The sequence below is a fragment of the Brevibacterium sp. H602 genome (genome assembly GCF_051172395.1).
Classification (GTDB): domain Bacteria; phylum Actinomycetota; class Actinomycetes; order Actinomycetales; family Brevibacteriaceae; genus Brevibacterium.
In genome coordinates, this window is record NZ_JBPIZD010000009.1 from 96,784 (window position 1) to 115,650 (window position 18,867).

The window sequence follows — 18,867 nt, forward strand, 5'->3', positions numbered from 1 at the left end:
CCGAGGAGAACCGTGGCTGATACCACCAACGCGACAGAAACTGTCGAAGAAGAGATCACCGAATACACTTCCGAGACTCCCGCATCCGCAGGCCTGGGCGAAAGCACCGCCGGTGGACGTGGACAGTCCCTGACCGCCCCCGGCAACGGAGTCGGCCGCCGCAAGCAGGCAATTGCTCGTGTGCGCCTCGTCCCCGGCACCGGTGAGTGGACCATCAACGGACGTACTCTCGAAGAGTACTTCCCGAACAAGCTGCACCAGCAGCTCGTCAATGAGCCCTTCACCCTGCTGGACCTGGGCGGACGCTTCGACGTCATCGTCCGGATCTCCGGCGGTGGACCCTCCGGCCAGGCCGGTGCCGTCCGCCTGGGCGTGGCTCGTTCGCTCAACCAGATCGACGCGGAGTCCAACCGCGCCGAGCTGAAGAAGGCCGGATACCTCAGCCGCGATGCTCGCGTTCCTGAGCGCAAGAAGGCCGGTCTCAAGAAGGCCCGCAAGGCACCTCAGTTCTCGAAGCGCTGATCTCGCTGGCGAACCGACTGCGGCTGGTCTGCCACTGAGTCGCAGTCATCGACAGTTCAGCATCATGAACATGAGAATGCGGTCCCGAACCAGGTTCGGGGCCGCATTTCTCATATCCGGACTCATCTCACACGGTCACTGACGTGGCCGGCGCTGCGCTCGACCGCGACTGCGGTCGGGTGTCCCGCCTCGGCGCATAATCCGTCGTTCAAGCCTGAGCGCGAATATCGCATTGTGCACGGCACGAAAAGCGCGCTCGGCCTTGAACGGACACTCGCGACGCCGCGATCACAACGGTCGTGGCTGCGGCCGGCCGCCTCGGCGAGGGTGCCGACATCACGAGCGACACACAGCGGATCGACTAAGATCGACTCCGACATTGACGAAAGGATCTCCACTATGTCTCGACTCTTCGGCACCGATGGAGTGCGCGGACTGGCCAATCGCGATATCTCGGCCAAACTCGCGCTCCAGCTCTCGGTCGCAGGCTCTCGCGTGCTCAGCCGCGGCTGGACGGGTGAGAAGCGCCCCTTCGCCGTGGTCGGACGTGATACGCGTGTGTCCGGCGAATTCCTCTCCGCAGCACTGAGCGCCGGCATCGCCTCGACCGGAGTCGACGTCCTCGACGCGGGAATGCTGCCGACGCCGGGCATCGCCCAGGTCGTCAAGGACACCGGCGCCGCCTTCGGTGTCGTCATCTCCGCCTCTCACAATCCCATGCCCGACAACGGCATCAAGTTCTTCGCCGCCGGAGGCACGAAGCTCGACGACGCAGTCGAGGATGAGATCCTCGCGATCTTCGATGAGGACTGGGACCGTCCGACCGGCGCGGACGTCGGCCGCATCTCGCGCTACCCGGCCGCTGCCGATGAGTACACCGAGCACCTCGTCCGCTGCGTCGACGCCGACAATGTGCGTCCGCTGTCGGGGCTCAAGGTCGTCGTCGACTGCGCCCACGGTGCCGCCTCGATCGTCGGACCCGCCGCACTGCGCCAGGCCGGCGCCGAAGTCATCGTCTCCGCCGCCGAACCCGACGGCTTCAACATCAACGACGGTGTGGGCTCGACCCACCTCGAACCGCTGCAGCGGCTCGTCGTCGAGACTCAGTCCGACCTCGGCGTAGCCTTCGACGGCGACGCCGACCGCTGCCTGGCCGTGGATTCGCTGGGTCGGGTCGTCAACGGCGACCAGCTCATGGGCATCCTGGCGATCGGACTCAAGGAGCTCGGCGTGCTGCGCGGAAACACCCTTGTCACGACCGTCATGTCGAACCTGGGTCTGAAGCAGGCGATGGACAAGTACGGCATCGAGACGGTGCAGACCGCTGTCGGCGACCGCTACGTGCTCGAGCGGATGCTCGCCGACGGGTATGCGCTCGGCGGGGAGCAGTCCGGACACGTGCTCATGCTCGATCACGGCACCACCGGCGACGGAGTGCAGACCGCCCTGCACCTGATGAAGCGGATGGCCGACGCCAAGCGGACTCTGGCCGACCTCGCCGCGGAGATCCCGCAGCTGCCGCAGGCACTCGTCAACGTCAAGGGCGTGGACAAGAACAACGTCGATCACCCGCAGGTCGCTGCCGAGGTGGCCGCCGTCGAGGCCGAACTCGCCGACACCGGTCGCGTGCTGCTGCGTGCCTCGGGCACCGAGCCGCTCATCCGCGTCATGGTCGAAGCCGCCACCGAGGATGCCGCCTCCGCCCAGGCCGAGCGCCTGGCCGCGTCGGTCAAGGAGCACCTCGCGCTGTAGGCGGTGCCGGTGCCTTTTGCTCGATCAAGGGCTCGCTCAGATAAGTCGCGGTACGCCGCAGCATATTCGGGCGGGCCCTTGATCGACGTTCAGCTCGAGGCGAACTGGGTGGCGTAGAGCTCGGCGTAGCGGCCGCCGCGACCGACGAGCTCCTCGTGAGTGCCCTTCTCGATGATGCGACCGGCTTCGACGACGAGGATCGTGTCGGCCTGCCGGATCGTCGACAGACGGTGGGCGATGACCAGAGCCGTCCGCCCGTGCATCGCCTGGGCCAGGGCACGCTGGATCGCGGCCTCATTCGTCGAATCCAACGCCGAGGTGGCCTCATCGAGCACGACGATCTCCGGAGACGCCAGCAGCATCCGGGCAATGGTCAGGCGCTGACGCTCGCCTCCGGAGAGACGGTACCCGCGTTCGCCGACGACGGTGTCCAGTCCATCGGGAAGCGCATCGATGACGCTTCTCAACTGTGCCCGGTCGATGGCATCGAGCATCTGCTCCTCGGTGGCATCGGGATTGACCAGCGCCAGGTTGGCGCGGATCGACTCATGGAAGACATGACCGTCCTGGGTGACGACACCGACGGCCTCGCGCAGATCGGCGAACGACAGATCGCGAACATCGACTCCGCCGATGGTGATCGTGCCGCCCGTGACGTCATAGAGCCGCGGCAGCAGCGACGCGATCGTCGACTTTCCCGCACCCGAGGATCCGACGAGGGCAACGGTGTGCCCGGCGGGAATCGTGAAGCTCAGGTCATGGAGAACCTGATCGCCGCCGCGGGTGTCGAGCACGGAAACGTCCTCGAGGCTGGCCAGGCTGACCTGCGAGGCGCTGGGGTAGGCGAAGTCGACATGATCGAACTGCACATCCAGCCCACCGGCTGGCAGAGCCTTCGGCTGCGACGGTTCCTTGAAGTACGGCACGAGATCGAGGATCTCGAACACCCGCTGGAACGACACCACTGCGCTCTGGATGTCCAGACGCGCGTTGGCGAGCATCGTCAGCGGCGTGTAGAGCCTGGTCAGCAGCAGCGCCAGGGTCACAACCTGACCGGCGTTGAGGTTGCCGACGACGGCCTGCGCGCCACCAACGCCATAGACCAGTGCCAGTGCCAGGGCAGAGACCAGAGTCAGCGAGGACACGAACGTCGACTGCAGCATCGCAACCTTGACCCCGATATCGCGGACCTGACCGGCACGGTCGGCGAACTCCTCGTTCTCCTGGCGAGGATTGCCGAAGAGTTTGACCAGGGTGGCACCGGCGGCGGAGAAGCGCTCGGTCATGCGGGTCGACATGTTTGCGGAATTGTTGGCCGCTTCGAACTGCAGGGATGCGAGCTTCCCGCTGAGCATACGGGTGGGGATGATGAACAGCGGCAGCAGCAGGATCGACAGCACGGTCACCTGCCAGGAGATCGTGACCATGACGCCGACGGTCAGGGCCAGGGAGACGAAGTTCGACACGATGCCGGACAGGGTGTTCGAAAACGCCCGCTGCGCACCGATGACATCCGTATTCAGTCGGGAGACCAGGGCGCCGGTGCGGGTGCGATTGAAGAATGCGATCGGCATCGACTGGACGTGATCATAGACGGCCGTGCGCAGGTCGAAGATGAGTCCCTCGCCGATCCGTGAGGACAGGTACCGGTTCGTGATCGAGATGGCCGCATCGGCGATGGCCAACCCGCCGATGGCCACGGCCAGCCACACGACCGTGGACACGGGCCCGCCGCCGGTGATCGCGTTGACGACGTCGCCGGCGAGCACCGGGTTGAGGACGCCGATGCCCGCGGTGAGTACGGACAGCAGCAGGAAGATGATGAGTTTGCGCTTGTGCCGGGTTGCATACCCGGCGATCCGCTTGTAGATGCCCGGTTGGATGCGCGTCTCGGGGGTCTTCTTGCTCTTGACCGAGGAGTACATGAGGTGATGTGCGGATGGCACGCTCATACTGGGTCCCTTTCTGCTGCCGAAACGACCGAGCATGCACGGGGGAGCCCGTGACGGCGCGAGGATCGCTCGCATCCGGCCGCCGCCGTGGGCGGGTGGCCTGCCGGCGGTGAGTAGTTCAGTGCACACTGTGCAACCGCCGGAGCGGTGAAACTATTTCCTCACCGCCCGGCGACTCCCCTCACAGGTCCGCTTACAAGCTCGCCGAGGCGGCCGCCAAGACCTGATGCTCCGACCCGGCGACCCCCGTCACAGCTTCCGCAGCTGCACCTTCCGGATCGTGTGGTCGGAGGACTTGTGGAGCACCAGGTCGGCTCGACCGCGGCTGGGCTGGACGTTCTCGCGCAGGTTCGGGAAGTTGATGGAGTCCCAGATCTCCGTGGCCAAGGTGATCGCCTCGTCGTCGTCGAGCTGCGAGTACCGGTGGAAGTAGGAATCCTCGTCCTGGAACGCACCGTGCTTGAGTTTGAGGAACCGCGAGATGTACCACTGGCGGATGTCACGGGAGCGCGCATCGACGTAGACGGAGAAGTCGAAGTAGTCGCTGATGGCCAAGCCCACGGTTCCGTCCTGACGGGGGCGGGCGGGTTGGAGGACGTTGAGGCCTTCGACGATGAGGACATCGGGGGAGCGCACGACCACCTCGGCGCCGGGAACGATGTCATAGGTGTGGTGCGAGTACACAGGTGCACGGACCTCGGGGGCCCCGGATTTCACGGCGGAGATGAACTTGAGCAGCTTGCGCCGGTCGTAGGATTCGGGGAATCCCTTCCGCCCGTTGAGGCGGCGACGGTCGAGTTCGGCGTTGGGGTAGAGGAATCCGTCGGTGGTGATGAGCTCGACGCGCGGAGTGTCGGGCCAGCGGGCGAGAAGTTCGCGCAGCACACGTGCCGTCGTCGACTTGCCCACGGCCACCGATCCGGCGACGCCGATGACGAAGGGCGTGCGCTTGGCATCCTGCGGTTCCAGCCCGCGTTCGTGCAGCGGAGAGAAGAATTCCCTGGTCAGGTCGTGCTTCGCCCGCCGTGCGGAGACGTAGAGGTTGAGCAGCCGTGACAGGGGCAGATAGACCTGAGCCACCTCGTCGAGGTTGATCCGATCGCCGAGCCCGCGCAGCCGTTCGATGTCGCGCTGCTTCAGCGGCAGCGGCGTGGCCTGGGCGAGCGTGCCCCACACCTCCCGATCGAACTCCCAGAACGGAGACGTCGTGTCCGGCTCGCTGCGCCGGGCGGTATTGAGGCCGGCGAGCTTGCGCGCACGGTCCAATTGAGGGTCGACATGGCTCATTCCACCATTGTGTCATGCGTCATGTTCGCCGCCCGCCCCAGGTCGGCGAAAGCCCCCACCCTCACCGAGGCGGCTCCTCCCCACCGAGGCGGCCCCACCCTCACCGAGGTGACCGTTCCGTCTCCGGCCCCGTCAGGTGTGCCCCGGCCGTCCTCTCCCGCGCCCGCGTGCGCGTGCAGTTCGTCACGTTGACCCGATCGTGACTCGCCGGAATACCCGAGATCGGCTATCAGTGCGTAAAATCTCCCTCATGTGTGGAATCGTTGGCTATGTATCCAAGGCCCCCGTTGACAATGCCGACCACTCGGCGCTCGATGTCGTGCTCGGCGGCCTGAAGAGGCTCGAGTACCGCGGCTACGACTCGGCCGGTGTCGCGCTCGTGACGCCCGAGGGCCAGCTCGCCTCGGCGAAGAAGGCCGGAAAGTTCTCCGCCCTGACCGAGGAGATCGAGGCCAACCCGCTGCCGGCTGCGCAGACCGGAATCGGCCACACCCGCTGGGCCACCCACGGTGGACCCACCGACCTCAACGCCCACCCGCACCTGGCCGACGGGGGCAAGCTCGCCCTCATCCACAACGGGATCATCGAGAACTTCGCCCACCTGAAGAAGGACCTCGCCGCCGAGGGCGTCGAGTTCCTCTCCGAGACCGACACCGAGGTGGCCGCCGCCCAGCTGGCGAAGAACTACAAAGCCACTGGCGACCTCACCGCCGCGATGCGCAAGACCGCGACCGAACTCGAAGGTGCGTTCACCCTGCTCGCCGTCCATGCCGATGCTCCCGGCCAGGTCGTCGCCGCACGTAGGAACTCGCCGCTGGTCATCGGCCTCGGCGAGGGCGAGAACTTCCTCGGCTCCGACGTCGCCGCATTCATCGACTACACCCGCACGGCTGTCGAGATCGGCCAGGACGAAGTCGTCACCATCACCCCGGACGAAGTCACGATCACTGACACCGCAGGCAACCCCGTCGAGGGCGAGCAGTTCGAGGTCGACTGGGACACCGCCTCGGCGGAGAAGGGCGGCTTCGCGTCCTTCATGGACAAGGAGATCCACGATCAGCCGCAGGCCGTGGCGGATACGCTGCTCGGCCGCCTCGACACCGAGGGTCGCCTGACGCTGGACGAGATGCACATCGATGAGAACGTGCTCAAGTCCGTGGACAAGATCGTCGTCATCGCCTGCGGCACCGCAGCGTATGCCGGTCAGGTTGCGAAGTACGCGATCGAGCACTGGTGCCGCATCCCCACCGAGGTGGAGCTGGCCCACGAATTCCGCTACCGGGATCCGGTGGTCACGGAGAAGACGCTCGTCGTGGCGATCTCGCAGTCCGGGGAGACCATGGACACGATCATGGCCGTCCGCCACGCACGTCAGCAGGGTGCGAAGGTCATCGCGATCTGCAACACCTTCGGTTCGACGATCCCACGCGAATCCGATGCCGCGCTGTACACCCACGCCGGCCCGGAGATCGCCGTGGCCTCGACGAAGGCTTTCCTGTCGCAGGTCGTCGCCTGCTACCTGCTCGGCCTCTACCTCGCCCAGCTGCGGGGCAACAAGTTCCGCGACGAGATCGGCACGATCCTCGCCGAGCTGCAGTCGATCCCTGCGAAGATCCAGCACATCCTCGACGAGACGAAGTCGCAGGTCCTTGCGCTGGCCGACCGCAACCAGGATGTCGGTTCGGTGCTGTTCCTCGGCCGTCACGTCGGCTACCCGGTGGCGATGGAGGGTGCGCTCAAGCTCAAGGAGCTCGCGTACATCCACGCCGAGGGCTTCGCCGCCGGTGAGCTCAAGCACGGACCGATCGCGCTCATCGACGACGGTCAGCTCGTCATCATCGTCGTGCCGTCCAAGCGCGGCCGGGATTCGCTGCATGCGAAGGTCATCTCGAACATCCAGGAAGTCCGTGCCCGCGGTGCGAACACCGTCGTCATCGCCGAGGAGGGTGACGAAGAGGTCGATCAGTTCGCCTCCGAGGTCATCTACGTGCCCGAGACGACGACGCTCATGGCGCCGCTGCTGACGACGGTTCCGCTGCAGATCTTCGCGATGGAGCTGGCCACGGCCAAGGGCCTCGACGTCGACCAGCCGCGCAACCTCGCGAAGTCGGTCACGGTCGAGTAAGGACGCGAGCATGGCGATCTTGGGAATCGGCACCGATATTGCCGACGTGCCGCGCTTCGCGGAGCACATCGAGCGGGTGCCCGAACTCCTCGACCGTCTGCTCACTCCCGGTGAGCAGCTCAAACGCAACGGCAAACGCCGGACGGACGCCTCCTTGGCGGCGCGGTTCTCCGCGAAGGAGGCGCTGAAGAAGGCGATCGGCTTTCCCGGATGGCTGCCCTGGCAGTCCGCCGAGGTGGTCCCCGCCTTATCGGGTGCGCCGAGTTTCCGTCTGCGTGGGCTCGTCCTCGAGCACTTCCGTGCCATCGGCGGAACGAACATCCACCTGTCGATCACCCACGATGCGCACCTGACGATGACTTTCGTCATCGCCGAGGGCGACGGGCCGTCGCTGAGCCCCGGCATCGAAGGTGCCACTGAGCACTTCACCCACTCGATGTACGGGAAGGGTGCCCGACTCGGCGAGATGCCGGAACGCTGATCGACCAGACGGTCGGGGTTCCACGTCGGCGAACAGGGCCGATATCGCGGAAGCGGGAATCGACGGTGGTAATAGACTCAGGGCATGAGTTCACTTCCCAACGACACCGACAAAACCGCCACCGACCCCGCCACCCCCACGATCCCGACCCTCGCCGAGGCGGCCACCGCCGTGCACCTGCCCACCGCCGATGACGCGAACGACATCGCGCCCGGCCTGGTCACCCTGCGCCGGGCGCTGCACGAGAACGTCGAGGTCGGACTCGACCTGCCGGTGACGCAGAAGCTCGTCCTCGACGCCATCGAAGGCCTCGACGTCGAGGTGAGCACGGGGGAGAGGCTGTCGTCGATCGTCGTCGTTCTGCGCGGAGGCGCCCGCAAGGAGGACTCGACCGGGGTCGTACCCGCCGTCCTCCTGCGCGGGGACATGGACGGACTGCCCGTCACCGAGGCGACCGGATTCGACTTCGCGGCCACCTCGGGGAGGATGCACGCCTGCGGCCACGATTTGCACACCGCCGGTCTCGTCGGCGCACTCAAACTCCTCCACCGCGACCGCGACTCCCTGCCCGGCGACGTCGTGTTCATGTTCCAACCCGGCGAAGAAGGCTATGACGGGGCCGGAAAGATGATCGACGAAGGCGTCCTCGACGCTGCCGGACCTCGCGTCAAGGCCGCCTTCGGCATCCACGTCTCCGCCGACGCCGACCTCGGTGTCGCCAGCTCCCGACCCGGATCGTACATGGCGGCGTTCTCGAAGATGACGATCACCGTGAACGGCAAAGGCACGCACGCCTCCCGCCCGGCCACCGGCAAGGACCCCATCCAGGTCGGCGCCATGCTCGTGGGCCAGCTGCAGGAGTATGTCACCCGCCGCTTCGACATCTTCGACCCGCTCGTGATCACCGTCGGCCAGTTCAACGGCGGCACCGCTCCCAACGTCGTCCCCGACTTCGCGACCTTGGTCGTCAGTGTGCGCACGTTCTCTGAAGCGGTGACCTCCCGCGCCGAGGCGGAGCTGCCTCAGCTCGTTCGTGACCTCGTCGCCGCCCACGGTCTGAGCGCCGACGTCGAGTACGAGCAGATCCTGCCGCCGACGATCAACGACGACGCCGAAGCCGAGTTCTTCCTCTCCACCTTCACCGACCTCTTCGGCGAGGAGCGGACCGTGCGGAAGGCGAATCCGCTGCCCGGTTCTGAGGACTTCTCTCGCGTGCTCGACGCCGTGCCCGGAGCCTACGGACACTTCGGGGTTGCCCTGCCGAATCTGCCGGTCGAAGAACGCGAAGCCAATCATTCCCCGCGCGCCCGCCACAGCGACGACGGCCTGGCCGACCAAGCTTTGTTTCTCGCCCATCTGGCCGGGCGCCGGCTGGCGCAGTTAGCTGAGGGGTAAGCATGTTCGCCTACCCGAGTGACACCATCAGGGAGGCCGAGAAGCCGCTGCTCGAAGCCGGCATCCCGCTCATGGCCCGGGCTGCCCGAGCGCTGGCGAACAGTGCGGCCGCCATACTGAAGGCCGACCACGGACAGGTCGCCGGCACCCGCGTGAGCGTACTGGCCGGACCGGGCAACAACGCCGGAGACGCACTCTTCGCCGCGGCGACATTGGGCAGGCGCGGTGCCGCCATCACGGTCATCACCCTCTTCGATCGCACTCACGACGACGGGCTGGCCGCGGCACGAAGCGCTGGTGCGCAGGTCATCGCGTTCACCTCGACCCAGGTCGATGCGGCCCGGGCGGATGCTCTGCGCGAACTCTCCCGCGCCGATCTCGTCCTCGACGGCATCCTCGGCACCGGTGGTCGGCGGGGACTGCCCGACCACATCTCCTCACTCATCGCCGACTGGGCCCCACACCGCACCGGCCGCCTCATCGCCGTCGATATCCCCTCCGACCTCGACCCGAACCACACCGGGGCAGAGAAACGACTCCACGCCGACCATACTGTGACCTTCGGCGGCCTCAAGACCGAACTCATCGATCCGCGTGCGGACGAGTTCACCGGAACCATCGACGTCATCGACATCGGACTCGGCCTCAATCCCAGCTCGGCCACTGCGGAACTGCTCGATCGCGATGATCTCGTCACCGGATTCCCCCGCCCCGATGAGACCGGGCACAAATACTCCCGCGGTGTCACCGGGGTCCTCGCCGGCTCCGAGGACTACCCCGGCGCGGGCGTGCTCACCACCACCTCAGCGGTGAACACCGGAGCCGGGATGGTCCGTTACCTCGGCTCCCCGCTCGTCGCCGAATACGTCCTCGGCCTTCACCCCGAGGTCGTCAGCGCCTCCGGACGCATCGACTCCGTCGTCCTCGGCCCGGGCGACCCCGAACCCGAATTCGTGCAGGGCGTCGCCGAGGCGCTGGCCGGCAACCGCACACCGGTCGTCGTCGACGCCGGCGGCCTCGACATGATCGCCCGCGCCGAATCGATGGCCGGAACCTGGCTGGCCGACCGACCGCTCATCATCACCCCGCACGCCGCCGAGCTGGCGCGGCTGCTCAGCCGCCTCCTCGGCGAGATCATCACCGCAGGTCGGATCGGGGCGAACCCGATGCGGTGGGCGCAGCGAGCCGCGGAGCTGACCGGCGCGATCGTCCTGCTCAAGGGCCATCACACGGTCATCGCCGCCCCCGACGGACACGTCGTTCTGCCCACGCCGGGGCCGGGCACCCTCGCCACCGCGGGCTCCGGGGACGTGCTCGCCGGGATCCTCGGCACGCTCGCCGCGATCACCGCCGCCCACGGCCGCTACGACAGTGACGACCGGACGCGTCCACCCCGCGAGTGGGCTCGCCTGGCCGGACTCGGAGTGCTGCTGCACAACGAGGCCGGCCGACGTGCGGTGACCGCGTCCGGATTCGCCGATGCCCTCGCCGAGGTGGTCGGCGAACTCATCCACGGCACCGACTGACTCCGCTCACCCACCTCAGTGGATGAGGATCTGCGTCTTCGTCGTGCCCTCCCACTTCATCGCCTTGACAAGACTGGCCTCGTACATCGACACACAGCCGGCGGTCTTCATCGACTCCGTGTTCGCGTGCAGGAAGATCGCCGATCCCTTCCCCGGTGTGCGAGCCTCGTTGTAGCCGATGACCTGGGCGTACTTGTACGGCTTCGGCTGGTAGAGGGATTCGCCTTCGTACCCTTCGGACTTCAGCTGCATCGTGTTGTAGCCCTCGGCCTTCGTCGCGTCACCGTCGACCCAGACGTGATCGCGGGTGACCTTCGTCCACGGCTTGCCCAACCCGGGATTCGCCGAGGTGCCGAAGCCATCGCGCATCCAGAACACACCCTTCGGGGTCTTGCCGTCGCCTTCCCGTTTGCTCGACGTGGTGCCGTTGTAGCCGAGGCGGGCCTTGTAGGGTCCGCTGTCGCGGACGTACCGGTCGCCGGACTTCTTGCACAGGTAGATATCGGCGGTGATCGTCGACCGCTGCTTGACCTCGATGGCCTTCGCGGCCGTGACCGAGCTGTTCGCCTCGACGCCGGTGCAGTACTTCGCGGCCGCCTCGGCGGGATCGGTCTGTCCGATCACGGTGAGGCCCGCCGCGGACAGGACAGCCGTGATCACCATTGCGAGGATGCGGGCTGAAGTGGTGTGCATGATGTCTCCTTCTTCATCGAATGGCTGGTCGAGCCGGTCTTCGCCGAACACCTCGTCGGCTGCACCTGCGACACCTGCGCCGGAGCCGAATGTCGCGGGGGATCAGCGTAACGAAGGTGCTGGTCGGCGGGGGTCGGCGGTAGTCTTATCCAGTGACATCTTTCGACATCCCCGAGGCTCTCGTACGGGCCGAGATCGACGAGGCGGCCCTATGCGACAACGCCGCCGTCCTTGCCGATCGCCTCTCTCCCGCCCGCCTCAAATGCGTCGTCAAAGCCAATGCCTACGGCCACGGCATCGACCTCGTCGCTCCGGCTCTCTTCTCGGCCGGCTGGCGCGAGTTCTGTGTGGCCACGATCCCCGAGGCCCTTCGCCTGCGCAGCCTGCTCGGCCCCGAAGCGCAGATCCTCGCCTGGCTCTACGGACCGACCACCGATCTCGACGAGGCGGTGCGCGCCGACATCGAACTGGGCATTTCGACGGTCGGAGCCCTCGACCGACTCGCCGAGGCGGCTCGCCGCACCGGCGTCACCGCCCGAGCCCATCTGAAGGTCGACACCGGTCTCGGCCGCAATGGTCTGTCCCCGGAAGCGCTTGTCCGTGCCTTCCACTGGCTGCGTCGCCTTGCCGAAGACAGCCGCACTGGCGACTCCGAAGGCCCTGATGCAGGCGCCGATATCCGCATCGTCGGGATCATGAGCCACTTCGCGGTCGCCGACGAACCCGAACGCCCCGAGACCGCTGCGCAGAGCGCGGTCTTCTCCTCCGCCCACGGGCAGCTTCGGGCGGTGCTCGACGCCGCGGACGGCCGCCTCGGCGAATCGGATGACCTGGATGTGCACATCGCGAACTCACCGGGAGCGCTCACCCTGGGGCCGTGCCCGGGCACCTCGGCGCGGGTGGGGCTCGCCCTCTACGGTCTGTCCCCGCTCGAAGACGGGGATCCGGCGGCCCTCGGGCTCCGTCCGGTCATGCGGCTGACCTCCAGCGTCATCAATCTCAAGGACATTCCCGCAGGTCACGGCGCCTCCTACGGGCTGACGTTCACCGCCGCGACCGACACCCGATTCGCGCTCGTGCCCGGAGGGTACGGGGACGGACTGCCGCGGGCGGCCTCGAACCGCGCCGAGGTGGCCATCCGGGGCCGTCGTTACCCCGTCGTCGGACGCATCGCCATGGATCAGATGATCATCGACATCGGGGCGGGCAACGATGAGGTGGCCATCGGCGACGAGGTCGTCATCTTCGGCCCAGGTGGGCCGAGCGCGGCCGAGTGGGGGATCTGGGCGAACACGATCAACTACGAGATCGTCACCCAGCTCAGCGCCCGCGTCGACCGGGTCGCCCAGAAGGGAGACGGCCGATGAGGGTCCATCTCGAATCCTTGGAACAGATGCGCACGTTCGCTGCAGCCCTGGCCGAGCATCTGCGCGCCGGTGACCTGCTCATCCTCACGGGCAACCTCGGAGCGGGGAAGACGACGTTCACACAGTCGCTGGGCAAAGCCCTCGACGTGGCCGGGCGGATCACGTCGCCGACGTTCGTCATCGCCCGCGAACACCCGTCGCGCTCGGGCGGACCCGCCCTCGTCCACGTGGATGCGTATCGGTTGGCCGACGGGGAGGAGCTCGAAGATCTCGACCTCGACTCCGAACTGGACGAGTCGATCACGGTCGTCGAATGGGGAGCCGGCCTGGCCGAGCAGCTCAGCAGCGATCACCTCGACATCACCATCACCCCGGTGTGGGACGAGGCCGCTGAGGGCAACGACTCGGTCGGAATTGACGACGAGGACGAGGTGGAGGACGAACGGCGCACGGTCGACATCGTTGGTCGCGGGGATGCCTGGATCGAACGCTTGCCGGCGGTTGAGGCCGCTGTCTCGGCACTGGCGGGCGTGCGAGTCGACGACTCGGCCCCTGCGGTTCTGCCTGCCGAGGACTCGGCGAATGAGGGAGACGAATCATGATCATTCTGGCCATCGACACCTCGCAGTCGGCCTCTGTGGCCCTCGTGGATACGGACACCGGTTCGGTCATCGCCGCCGAACAGGCCGATGACCAGCGTCGACACGTTGAGTTCATCGGTCCTGCGCTTGCCAGCGTGCTCGCCGAGGATGCCCAGCCCGAACTCGTCGTCGTCGGCATCGGACCCGGACCCTTCACCGGTCTGCGAGTGGGCATCGCCGCCGGAATCGCCGTCGGTCAGGCCCGCGGGATTCCCGTCAAGGGACTGCTGTCCCAAGCCGCGATCGCCGAAGAGTTCGCCCGCAGTGCCGAAGGCTCCCCAGCACCTGCGTCGGAGGTCGCGTCGACCGCGGCGGACGCATCCGGTGGTCCCGTCCTCATCGCCTCGGACGCCCGCCGCAAAGAGGTCTACTTCAGCGTCTACGACTCCGCCGACGCGACGCTGAACGCCGGACCGTTCGTAGCCAAACCGGCCGAGGTCGCTTCAGTTCTCGCCGACAACGGCTTCCGGTTCGACACGATCGATGAGAAGCTCGGCCGCGGATTCCTCCTCTATGCGGACATCCTGGGAGCCTCGAGCACCGAGTCCATCACCGATCCTCGTGCCGAATACCTCGCCCTCGCCGCGGCCCGTGAGCTTGCGGCCGGTCGAGAGCTGCGAGAGCCGATCCCCGAATATCTGCGCGAGCCCGATGCGAAAGCGACCCCGGTGCGGGAGAGCTCACTGAAATGACCTCCACGACCATCGCCGAGCTTCCCTGGTGGGACCTCGCCGAGGTGGCCGGCCACGATGCGGCGATCTTCGGACCCACAGCCTGGACGCTTGGCTACTACTGGTCGGTCAAGGCCCAGAATGGCACGATCATGCTCGCCGCCAGGACCGCCTCGGCGGGGGAAGCTGACGGGGAGTCCCCGTCCACGGATAAGGACGCCACCACCTCGGCGGGGGAGCTGACCGGGTGGATCGTCATGTCAGGGGCCGGTGCGGAAGCCGACGTGATGACGATCGCCACCACCGAGGCGGCGCGTGGCACAGGCATCGGTCGCGCCCTGCTGCAGGCGGGAATCGATTGGGCGAGGGAACGCGGCTCCGACGTCGTCCACCTCGAGGTCGACGAACGCAATGCTGCGGCGCTGGCGATGTACGCAACCTTCGGGTTCGAAGAATGGGGACGGCGTCCGGACTACTATCCAGGTGCCGCGGGAATTCTCATGCGTCTGCGGATCGGCGACTAGGCCACCGGGACCGCGCGGTTTTCAGTCGCCTCGGTGAGGTCGACGAGCAGCGCTCCGTTGAGTCGGAACGCCTCCATCGTCTCGTCTATGACGATCTGCTCATCGCCGCCGGTCGTCGCAACCTGATCGAGGAGTCTGCGGTAGGCGTCCTTGTACGGCTTCGTCTTCCCGAGCTCTGCGAAATCCCACATCGTCAGTGAGGTCGCCGGCAGACTGTAGTGTCGGCCCATGAGTGCGCCGATCGCCTGGCCTCCGGAGAGGTCCCCGAGGTAGCGCGTGTAGTGGTGCGCGATGACCTGCTCGGCGCGTTCGAGCCCCGCCAAGTGTGCGGCATAGGCGGTGGCGCTGGGCATCACCGGCAGCTCGGTTCCGTCGAGCGCAGCCAGGTCGGCGGCGATGCGTTCGGCACGGAACAGAGCCGCGTCGAAGAACGGTGCGAACACCGGATCGTCGGCGAATTCCCGCGACTTGGACTCGAGCACGCCGTAGATGACGTCGTACTGCTTGAGCAGAAGAGCGTAGGCCCGGGAATCGAGCCGTCCTTCCATGAGGTCGACCATGAGTGTGGTGTGTTCGACCTCGTCGTGGATGGTGGCGGTGCTGGACTTGAGGCGGGTGGAGAACTGTTCAGACATCATGTTTCCTTGGGGGAGTGCGGCCAATCGAATGCTGAAGTGCCGCCGAGGTGGGGTGATCGGCATCATTGCATATTTGTAGCTTAGCCTAACCTGACTTCCGGGAGGAGGTCCGGCCCCGAAGTGATGGAGGTCAAACGGGTAGTCTGGGGGTATGACACGTGTGCAATTGGCAGATACCGATCTCTTCGTTCACCCACTTCAGCTGGGAGGCAACCCCTTCGGCTGGGGTGCAGATCGGGATCAGAGCTTCGCTGTTCTCGATGCTTACTCCGAGGCCGGCGGAAACTTCATCGACACCGCCGATGCGTACTCGGCCTGGGTCGAGGGAAACTCGGGCGGAGAATCCGAGACGATCATCGGCGAATGGATGAAGGCTCGCGGCAACCGCGACGACATGGTCATCGCCACCAAGGTCGGCATGCATCCCAAGCGCAAGGGCCTTGACCCGGCGAACATCCGCATCGCCGTCGACGACTCCCTGCGCCGGCTCGGCACCGACCACATCGACGTCTACTACGCCCACAGAGACGATGACGACGTCGACCAGGTTGCCGTCGCCGAGACCTTCGACGCGCTCGTCCGCTCCGGCAAAGTCAGCTACCTCGGCGCATCGAACTTCAGCCTCGAACGACTGCAGAAGGCCCGGAAGATCTCGACGAAGTTCTCCTTGGCCTGCTACCGGGTCGTCCAAGACCGGTTCAATCTCGTCTCCCGCGCCGCGGTCGATCCGCAGAAGCAGGCATACCTGCGATCCGAAGGCATCGCCGAACTGCCCTTCCACTCACTGGCATCCGGGTTCCTCACCGGCAAGCACACCGGCGGCGACGCCACCGGCAGCGTCCGCGGTGAACGAGTGGCCGACTTCGTCGAAGACCAGAAAGCCCTAGGAGCCCTCGAAGTCCTCCACGATGTCGCCACCGACCACGGAGCCACGATGACGGCCACGGCCATCGCCTGGCAGCTCACTCACGATTTCATCCCCTCGACGATCGCCTCGGCGCGGGTGCCCGAACAGCTCACCGAACTGCTCGCCGGAACCGAGATGCAGCTGAGTCCTGATGAGAAGGCTGCCCTCGACGGAGCCTGGGTGGAAGCATGAATGGGACCAGACCGCGCCTGGTCACCTGGGAGAACGGCACCGATCTCGTCATCGAGCTGCTCCTCGACCGTGACGTCGAAACCGTGTGGAAGTCACTGACCGAGTCCGATGGTGTGCGGACATGGTTCGCACCGTTCCGCCTCGGCGAGGATGGAGAGACGCGCACGATCACGTTCGCGCTCGAGGACATCGACCTGAACGGATCCGTCCTCAGCTGCGAGGACTTCGACCACGTGCTGCTCGAACTCGACGACTTCGGAGTGCTCGGCCTCCGCGTGCTGCCGATCGAGGGGGAGACCGGTCACGAGACCCTGCTGGTGTTCACCCATACCGCGCCCGATGCCGAGACCGCCCGCGGCCAGGCCGCCGAAGTGGGGCCGATGTGGGACACGCACCTGCGCCTCTTCGCCCGCACCCTCGGCATGGACATCGCCGAGGTGACCGAGCCCGAACTCGTGGCCGTCTACTCCGACCTCGAACTCGAATCCGCGGAGTCCGCCGACGCACCGGAGGACGGATCATGAGCGAACCACTCGTCCTCGGCATCGAATCCTCGTGCGACGAAACCGGAGTCGGCATCGTCCGCGGCCGCACGCTGCTGACGAACACCGTGTCCTCGTCGATGGACGAACACGTCCGCTTCGGCGGAGTCGTCCCCGAAGTCGCCTCCCGCGCCCATGTGCAGGCCATCGGCCCGGCCATCGCCTCTGCCTGTGAGACCGTCGAGGTGGAGCTGTCCGATATCGACGCCGTCGCCGTGACCGCCGGACCGGGTCTCTCCGGTGCACTCATGGTCGGGGTCGGCGCGGCCAAAGGGCTGGCCGCGGCGCTGGGCAAACCGCTGTACGGAGTGAACCATCTGGCCGCGCATGTGGCCGTCGACCTCGTCGCCGAGGATGTCGACGGATTGACCACTCCGACCATCGCCCTGCTCGTCTCTGGTGGGCACACCGAGATTCTGCGCATCGGCGACGTCGTCGACGACATCGAACTCCTCGGCGCCACGATCGATGACGCCGCGGGTGAGGCCTTCGACAAGACCGCTCGCCTGCTCGGGCTCAACTATCCCGGCGGCCCGAACATTTCGAAGGCGGCTCTCGGCCTGCTCGACGGCACCGGGATCCCCGGCGACCGGAAGGCAGTGAAGTTCCCGCGCGGACTCGCGAAGAAACAGGACCTTCGGGATCCCGAGCGCCGGTATAACTTCTCGTTCTCCGGGCTCAAGACCGCTGCCCTGCGCGAGGTGACGAAGGCTGAGACTCTGGGTGCGGACCTGCGGGTGGCCGATATCGCCGCCGGGTTCGAAGATGCTGTCGTCGACGTGCTCGTGACCAAGACTCTGCTCGCTGCGGCCGATACCGGAATCAATCATGTCGTGCTCGGCGGGGGAGTGGCCGCGAACTCGCACCTGCGTGAAGTGCTGGCTGACCGCTGCGCCGAGGCAGGCGTGACTCTGCGGGTGCCGCCGCTGAAACTGTGCACGGACAACGGAGCCATGGTCGCAGCGCTCGGTGCAGAGCTCGTCTCCCGCGAAATCGGACCGAGCGACCTGTCCTTCGCCGCCGTCTCCTCTTTGGATGTCGATCATGTCCTCGTCTGAGAACGACCCGAACAGCGCCGCCGAGCGGAACGCACAGGCGGCGAAGTCAACGAGTCTGCCTGCCGGTCGGCCGCCTCGGCGATCGGGTGACGGGTGGACGTACGGGTCCGATGGGAAGAAGCACTGGGGACTCAACGGGGCTGCAGGGCTCATGCTCGTCGATCCCGAGCGCGGAGTGCTCATGCAGCACCGGGCGCTGTGGTCGGTCGAGGGCGGGACCTGGGGGTTCCCCGGCGGTGCCCGCGATATGGGCGAGTCGGCGGTCGAGGCCGCGGTCCGGGAGTCGTGGGAAGAGGCCGGGGTGCCTGACCAGGACGGATCGGGCATCGAGATCCTCGAGACGCATGTCCTCGACCTCGACACCTGGTCGTACACGACGGTGATCGCGAAGACCCTGCGCCGCTTCGACGCCGTCATCAACGACCCCGAGAGCATCCAGCTGTCGTGGGTTCCGCTGGACGAGCTCGACGATTACGAGCTGCATCCGGGCGTCGCCTCCGCGCTGCCGACGCTCATGGAGCTGCTCCGCCCCCACCTGTGACTATGGTGGGGCGTCGGGGCACTCAGCGTGTTACGCGAGAAAGAGGCTGTGGC

18 protein-coding genes are annotated in these 18,867 nt (G+C 66.6%); 14 read left to right on the plus strand and 4 right to left on the minus strand.

Going from position 1 to position 18,867, the window contains the following annotated elements; all coding sequences use genetic code 11:
- Positions 1-12: 12 nt before the first annotated feature.
- Together rpsI and glmM are read left to right on the plus strand one after the other, a co-directional pair.
- Positions 13-522, plus strand: coding sequence for a 30S ribosomal protein S9 (gene rpsI / locus ACSBQT_RS08670; protein ID WP_025779545.1), 510 nt, complete (start codon positions 13-15; stop codon positions 520-522).
- A gap of 399 nt (positions 523-921) precedes the next feature.
- The gene (gene glmM / locus ACSBQT_RS08675; RefSeq protein WP_410708457.1) at positions 922-2,274 is read left to right on the plus strand and encodes a phosphoglucosamine mutase; all 1,353 of its coding nucleotides are present in this window, start codon (positions 922-924) and stop codon (positions 2,272-2,274) included.
- Positions 2,275-2,363: 89 nt separating this feature from the next.
- Here the strand turns inward: glmM and ACSBQT_RS08680 are convergent, their stop codons facing one another.
- Together ACSBQT_RS08680 and coaA are read right to left on the minus strand one after the other, a co-directional pair.
- Positions 2,364-4,226, minus strand: a complete 1,863-nt coding sequence (locus ACSBQT_RS08680) for an ABC transporter ATP-binding protein (protein ID WP_435001549.1) — start codon at positions 4,224-4,226, stop codon at positions 2,364-2,366.
- Between the two features lie 249 nt (positions 4,227-4,475).
- Complete coding sequence (coaA, locus tag ACSBQT_RS08685; RefSeq protein WP_025779539.1) at positions 4,476-5,513, minus strand: type I pantothenate kinase; 1,038 nt, start codon at positions 5,511-5,513, stop codon at positions 4,476-4,478.
- Positions 5,514-5,763: 250 nt separating this feature from the next.
- On the opposite strand from coaA, the gene glmS reads away from it, so the two are divergent.
- The 4 genes from glmS (at position 5,764) to ACSBQT_RS08705 (ending at position 11,040) form a co-directional block, all read left to right on the plus strand.
- Positions 5,764-7,638 carry a glutamine--fructose-6-phosphate transaminase (isomerizing) gene (gene glmS / locus ACSBQT_RS08690; protein WP_435001552.1) on the plus strand — a complete coding sequence of 625 codons (1,875 nt, stop codon included), beginning with the start codon at positions 5,764-5,766 and terminating at the stop codon, positions 7,636-7,638.
- A 10-nt stretch (positions 7,639-7,648) separates the two neighbouring features.
- The gene (locus tag ACSBQT_RS08695; protein WP_435001554.1) at positions 7,649-8,119 is read left to right on the plus strand and encodes a holo-ACP synthase; all 471 of its coding nucleotides are present in this window, start codon (positions 7,649-7,651) and stop codon (positions 8,117-8,119) included.
- Between the two features lie 84 nt (positions 8,120-8,203).
- Entirely contained in the window at positions 8,204-9,514 is a 1,311-nt protein-coding gene (locus ACSBQT_RS08700; protein WP_435001557.1) for a M20 metallopeptidase family protein, read from the plus strand.
- A 2-nt stretch (positions 9,515-9,516) separates the two neighbouring features.
- On the plus strand, positions 9,517-11,040 hold the full coding sequence (locus ACSBQT_RS08705; RefSeq protein WP_435001560.1) for a bifunctional ADP-dependent NAD(P)H-hydrate dehydratase/NAD(P)H-hydrate epimerase: 1,524 nt from the start codon (positions 9,517-9,519) through the stop codon (positions 11,038-11,040).
- Between the two features lie 15 nt (positions 11,041-11,055).
- Here the strand turns inward: ACSBQT_RS08705 and ACSBQT_RS08710 are convergent, their stop codons facing one another.
- A complete protein-coding gene (locus tag ACSBQT_RS08710; protein WP_435001562.1) occupies positions 11,056-11,733 on the minus strand; it encodes a hypothetical protein in 678 nt (225 codons plus the stop codon).
- Positions 11,734-11,885: 152 nt separating this feature from the next.
- On the opposite strand from ACSBQT_RS08710, the gene alr reads away from it, so the two are divergent.
- From alr to ACSBQT_RS08730, 4 genes are read left to right on the plus strand one after another with little or no spacing between them, the layout of a single operon-like run.
- On the plus strand, positions 11,886-13,100 hold the full coding sequence (alr, locus tag ACSBQT_RS08715; RefSeq protein ID WP_435001564.1) for an alanine racemase: 1,215 nt from the start codon (positions 11,886-11,888) through the stop codon (positions 13,098-13,100).
- Positions 13,097-13,702 carry a tRNA (adenosine(37)-N6)-threonylcarbamoyltransferase complex ATPase subunit type 1 TsaE gene (gene tsaE / locus ACSBQT_RS08720; protein WP_435001566.1) on the plus strand — a complete coding sequence of 202 codons (606 nt, stop codon included), beginning with the start codon at positions 13,097-13,099 and terminating at the stop codon, positions 13,700-13,702. The genes alr and tsaE overlap by 4 nt, the downstream gene beginning before the upstream one ends.
- Positions 13,699-14,433 (plus strand): tRNA (adenosine(37)-N6)-threonylcarbamoyltransferase complex dimerization subunit type 1 TsaB, encoded by a 735-nt coding sequence (gene tsaB, locus ACSBQT_RS08725; RefSeq protein ID WP_435001568.1) that lies wholly within the window; start codon positions 13,699-13,701, stop codon positions 14,431-14,433. Before tsaE ends, tsaB begins: the two co-directional genes overlap by 4 nt.
- The gene (locus ACSBQT_RS08730; protein ID WP_435001570.1) at positions 14,430-14,936 is read left to right on the plus strand and encodes a GNAT family N-acetyltransferase; all 507 of its coding nucleotides are present in this window, start codon (positions 14,430-14,432) and stop codon (positions 14,934-14,936) included. The genes tsaB and ACSBQT_RS08730 overlap by 4 nt, the downstream gene beginning before the upstream one ends.
- Here the strand turns inward: ACSBQT_RS08730 and ACSBQT_RS08735 are convergent.
- A complete protein-coding gene (locus ACSBQT_RS08735; RefSeq protein WP_435001572.1) occupies positions 14,933-15,571 on the minus strand; it encodes a heme oxygenase (biliverdin-producing) in 639 nt (212 codons plus the stop codon). The two genes, ACSBQT_RS08730 and ACSBQT_RS08735, sit on opposite strands and share 4 nt — an antisense overlap.
- Positions 15,572-15,725: 154 nt before the next feature.
- On the opposite strand from ACSBQT_RS08735, the gene ACSBQT_RS08740 reads away from it, so the two are divergent.
- From ACSBQT_RS08740 to ACSBQT_RS08755, 4 genes are read left to right on the plus strand one after another with little or no spacing between them, the layout of a single operon-like run.
- The gene (locus ACSBQT_RS08740) at positions 15,726-16,673 is read left to right on the plus strand and encodes an aldo/keto reductase (RefSeq protein ID WP_435001574.1); all 948 of its coding nucleotides are present in this window, start codon (positions 15,726-15,728) and stop codon (positions 16,671-16,673) included.
- The gene (locus tag ACSBQT_RS08745; protein ID WP_435001576.1) at positions 16,670-17,197 is read left to right on the plus strand and encodes a hypothetical protein; all 528 of its coding nucleotides are present in this window, start codon (positions 16,670-16,672) and stop codon (positions 17,195-17,197) included. Before ACSBQT_RS08740 ends, ACSBQT_RS08745 begins: the two co-directional genes overlap by 4 nt.
- Positions 17,194-18,273 carry a tRNA (adenosine(37)-N6)-threonylcarbamoyltransferase complex transferase subunit TsaD gene (tsaD, locus tag ACSBQT_RS08750; RefSeq protein WP_435001579.1) on the plus strand — a complete coding sequence of 360 codons (1,080 nt, stop codon included), beginning with the start codon at positions 17,194-17,196 and terminating at the stop codon, positions 18,271-18,273. The genes ACSBQT_RS08745 and tsaD overlap by 4 nt, the downstream gene beginning before the upstream one ends.
- Entirely contained in the window at positions 18,251-18,814 is a 564-nt protein-coding gene (locus ACSBQT_RS08755; RefSeq protein ID WP_410708440.1) for an NUDIX domain-containing protein, read from the plus strand. The genes tsaD and ACSBQT_RS08755 overlap by 23 nt, the downstream gene beginning before the upstream one ends.
- Positions 18,815-18,867 lie beyond the last annotated feature (53 nt).

Coding starts and splice junctions, on each gene's coding strand:
- glmM (WP_410708457.1), top strand. CDS start 922: ATGTCTCGACTCTTCGGCACCGATGGAGTGCGCGGACTGGCCAATCGC.
- ACSBQT_RS08680 (WP_435001549.1), bottom strand. CDS start 4,226: ATGAGCGTGCCATCCGCACATCACCTCATGTACTCCTCGGTCAAGAGC.
- coaA (WP_025779539.1), bottom strand. CDS start 5,513: ATGAGCCATGTCGACCCTCAATTGGACCGTGCGCGCAAGCTCGCCGGC.
- glmS (WP_435001552.1), top strand. CDS start 5,764: ATGTGTGGAATCGTTGGCTATGTATCCAAGGCCCCCGTTGACAATGCC.
- ACSBQT_RS08695 (WP_435001554.1), top strand. CDS start 7,649: ATGGCGATCTTGGGAATCGGCACCGATATTGCCGACGTGCCGCGCTTC.
- ACSBQT_RS08700 (WP_435001557.1), top strand. CDS start 8,204: ATGAGTTCACTTCCCAACGACACCGACAAAACCGCCACCGACCCCGCC.
- ACSBQT_RS08705 (WP_435001560.1), top strand. CDS start 9,517: ATGTTCGCCTACCCGAGTGACACCATCAGGGAGGCCGAGAAGCCGCTG.
- ACSBQT_RS08710 (WP_435001562.1), bottom strand. CDS start 11,733: ATGCACACCACTTCAGCCCGCATCCTCGCAATGGTGATCACGGCTGTC.
- tsaE (WP_435001566.1), top strand. CDS start 13,097: ATGAGGGTCCATCTCGAATCCTTGGAACAGATGCGCACGTTCGCTGCA.
- tsaB (WP_435001568.1), top strand. CDS start 13,699: ATGATCATTCTGGCCATCGACACCTCGCAGTCGGCCTCTGTGGCCCTC.
- ACSBQT_RS08730 (WP_435001570.1), top strand. CDS start 14,430: ATGACCTCCACGACCATCGCCGAGCTTCCCTGGTGGGACCTCGCCGAG.
- ACSBQT_RS08735 (WP_435001572.1), bottom strand. CDS start 15,571: ATGTCTGAACAGTTCTCCACCCGCCTCAAGTCCAGCACCGCCACCATC.
- ACSBQT_RS08740 (WP_435001574.1), top strand. CDS start 15,726: ATGACACGTGTGCAATTGGCAGATACCGATCTCTTCGTTCACCCACTT.
- ACSBQT_RS08745 (WP_435001576.1), top strand. CDS start 16,670: ATGAATGGGACCAGACCGCGCCTGGTCACCTGGGAGAACGGCACCGAT.
- tsaD (WP_435001579.1), top strand. CDS start 17,194: ATGAGCGAACCACTCGTCCTCGGCATCGAATCCTCGTGCGACGAAACC.
- ACSBQT_RS08755 (WP_410708440.1), top strand. CDS start 18,251: ATGTCGATCATGTCCTCGTCTGAGAACGACCCGAACAGCGCCGCCGAG.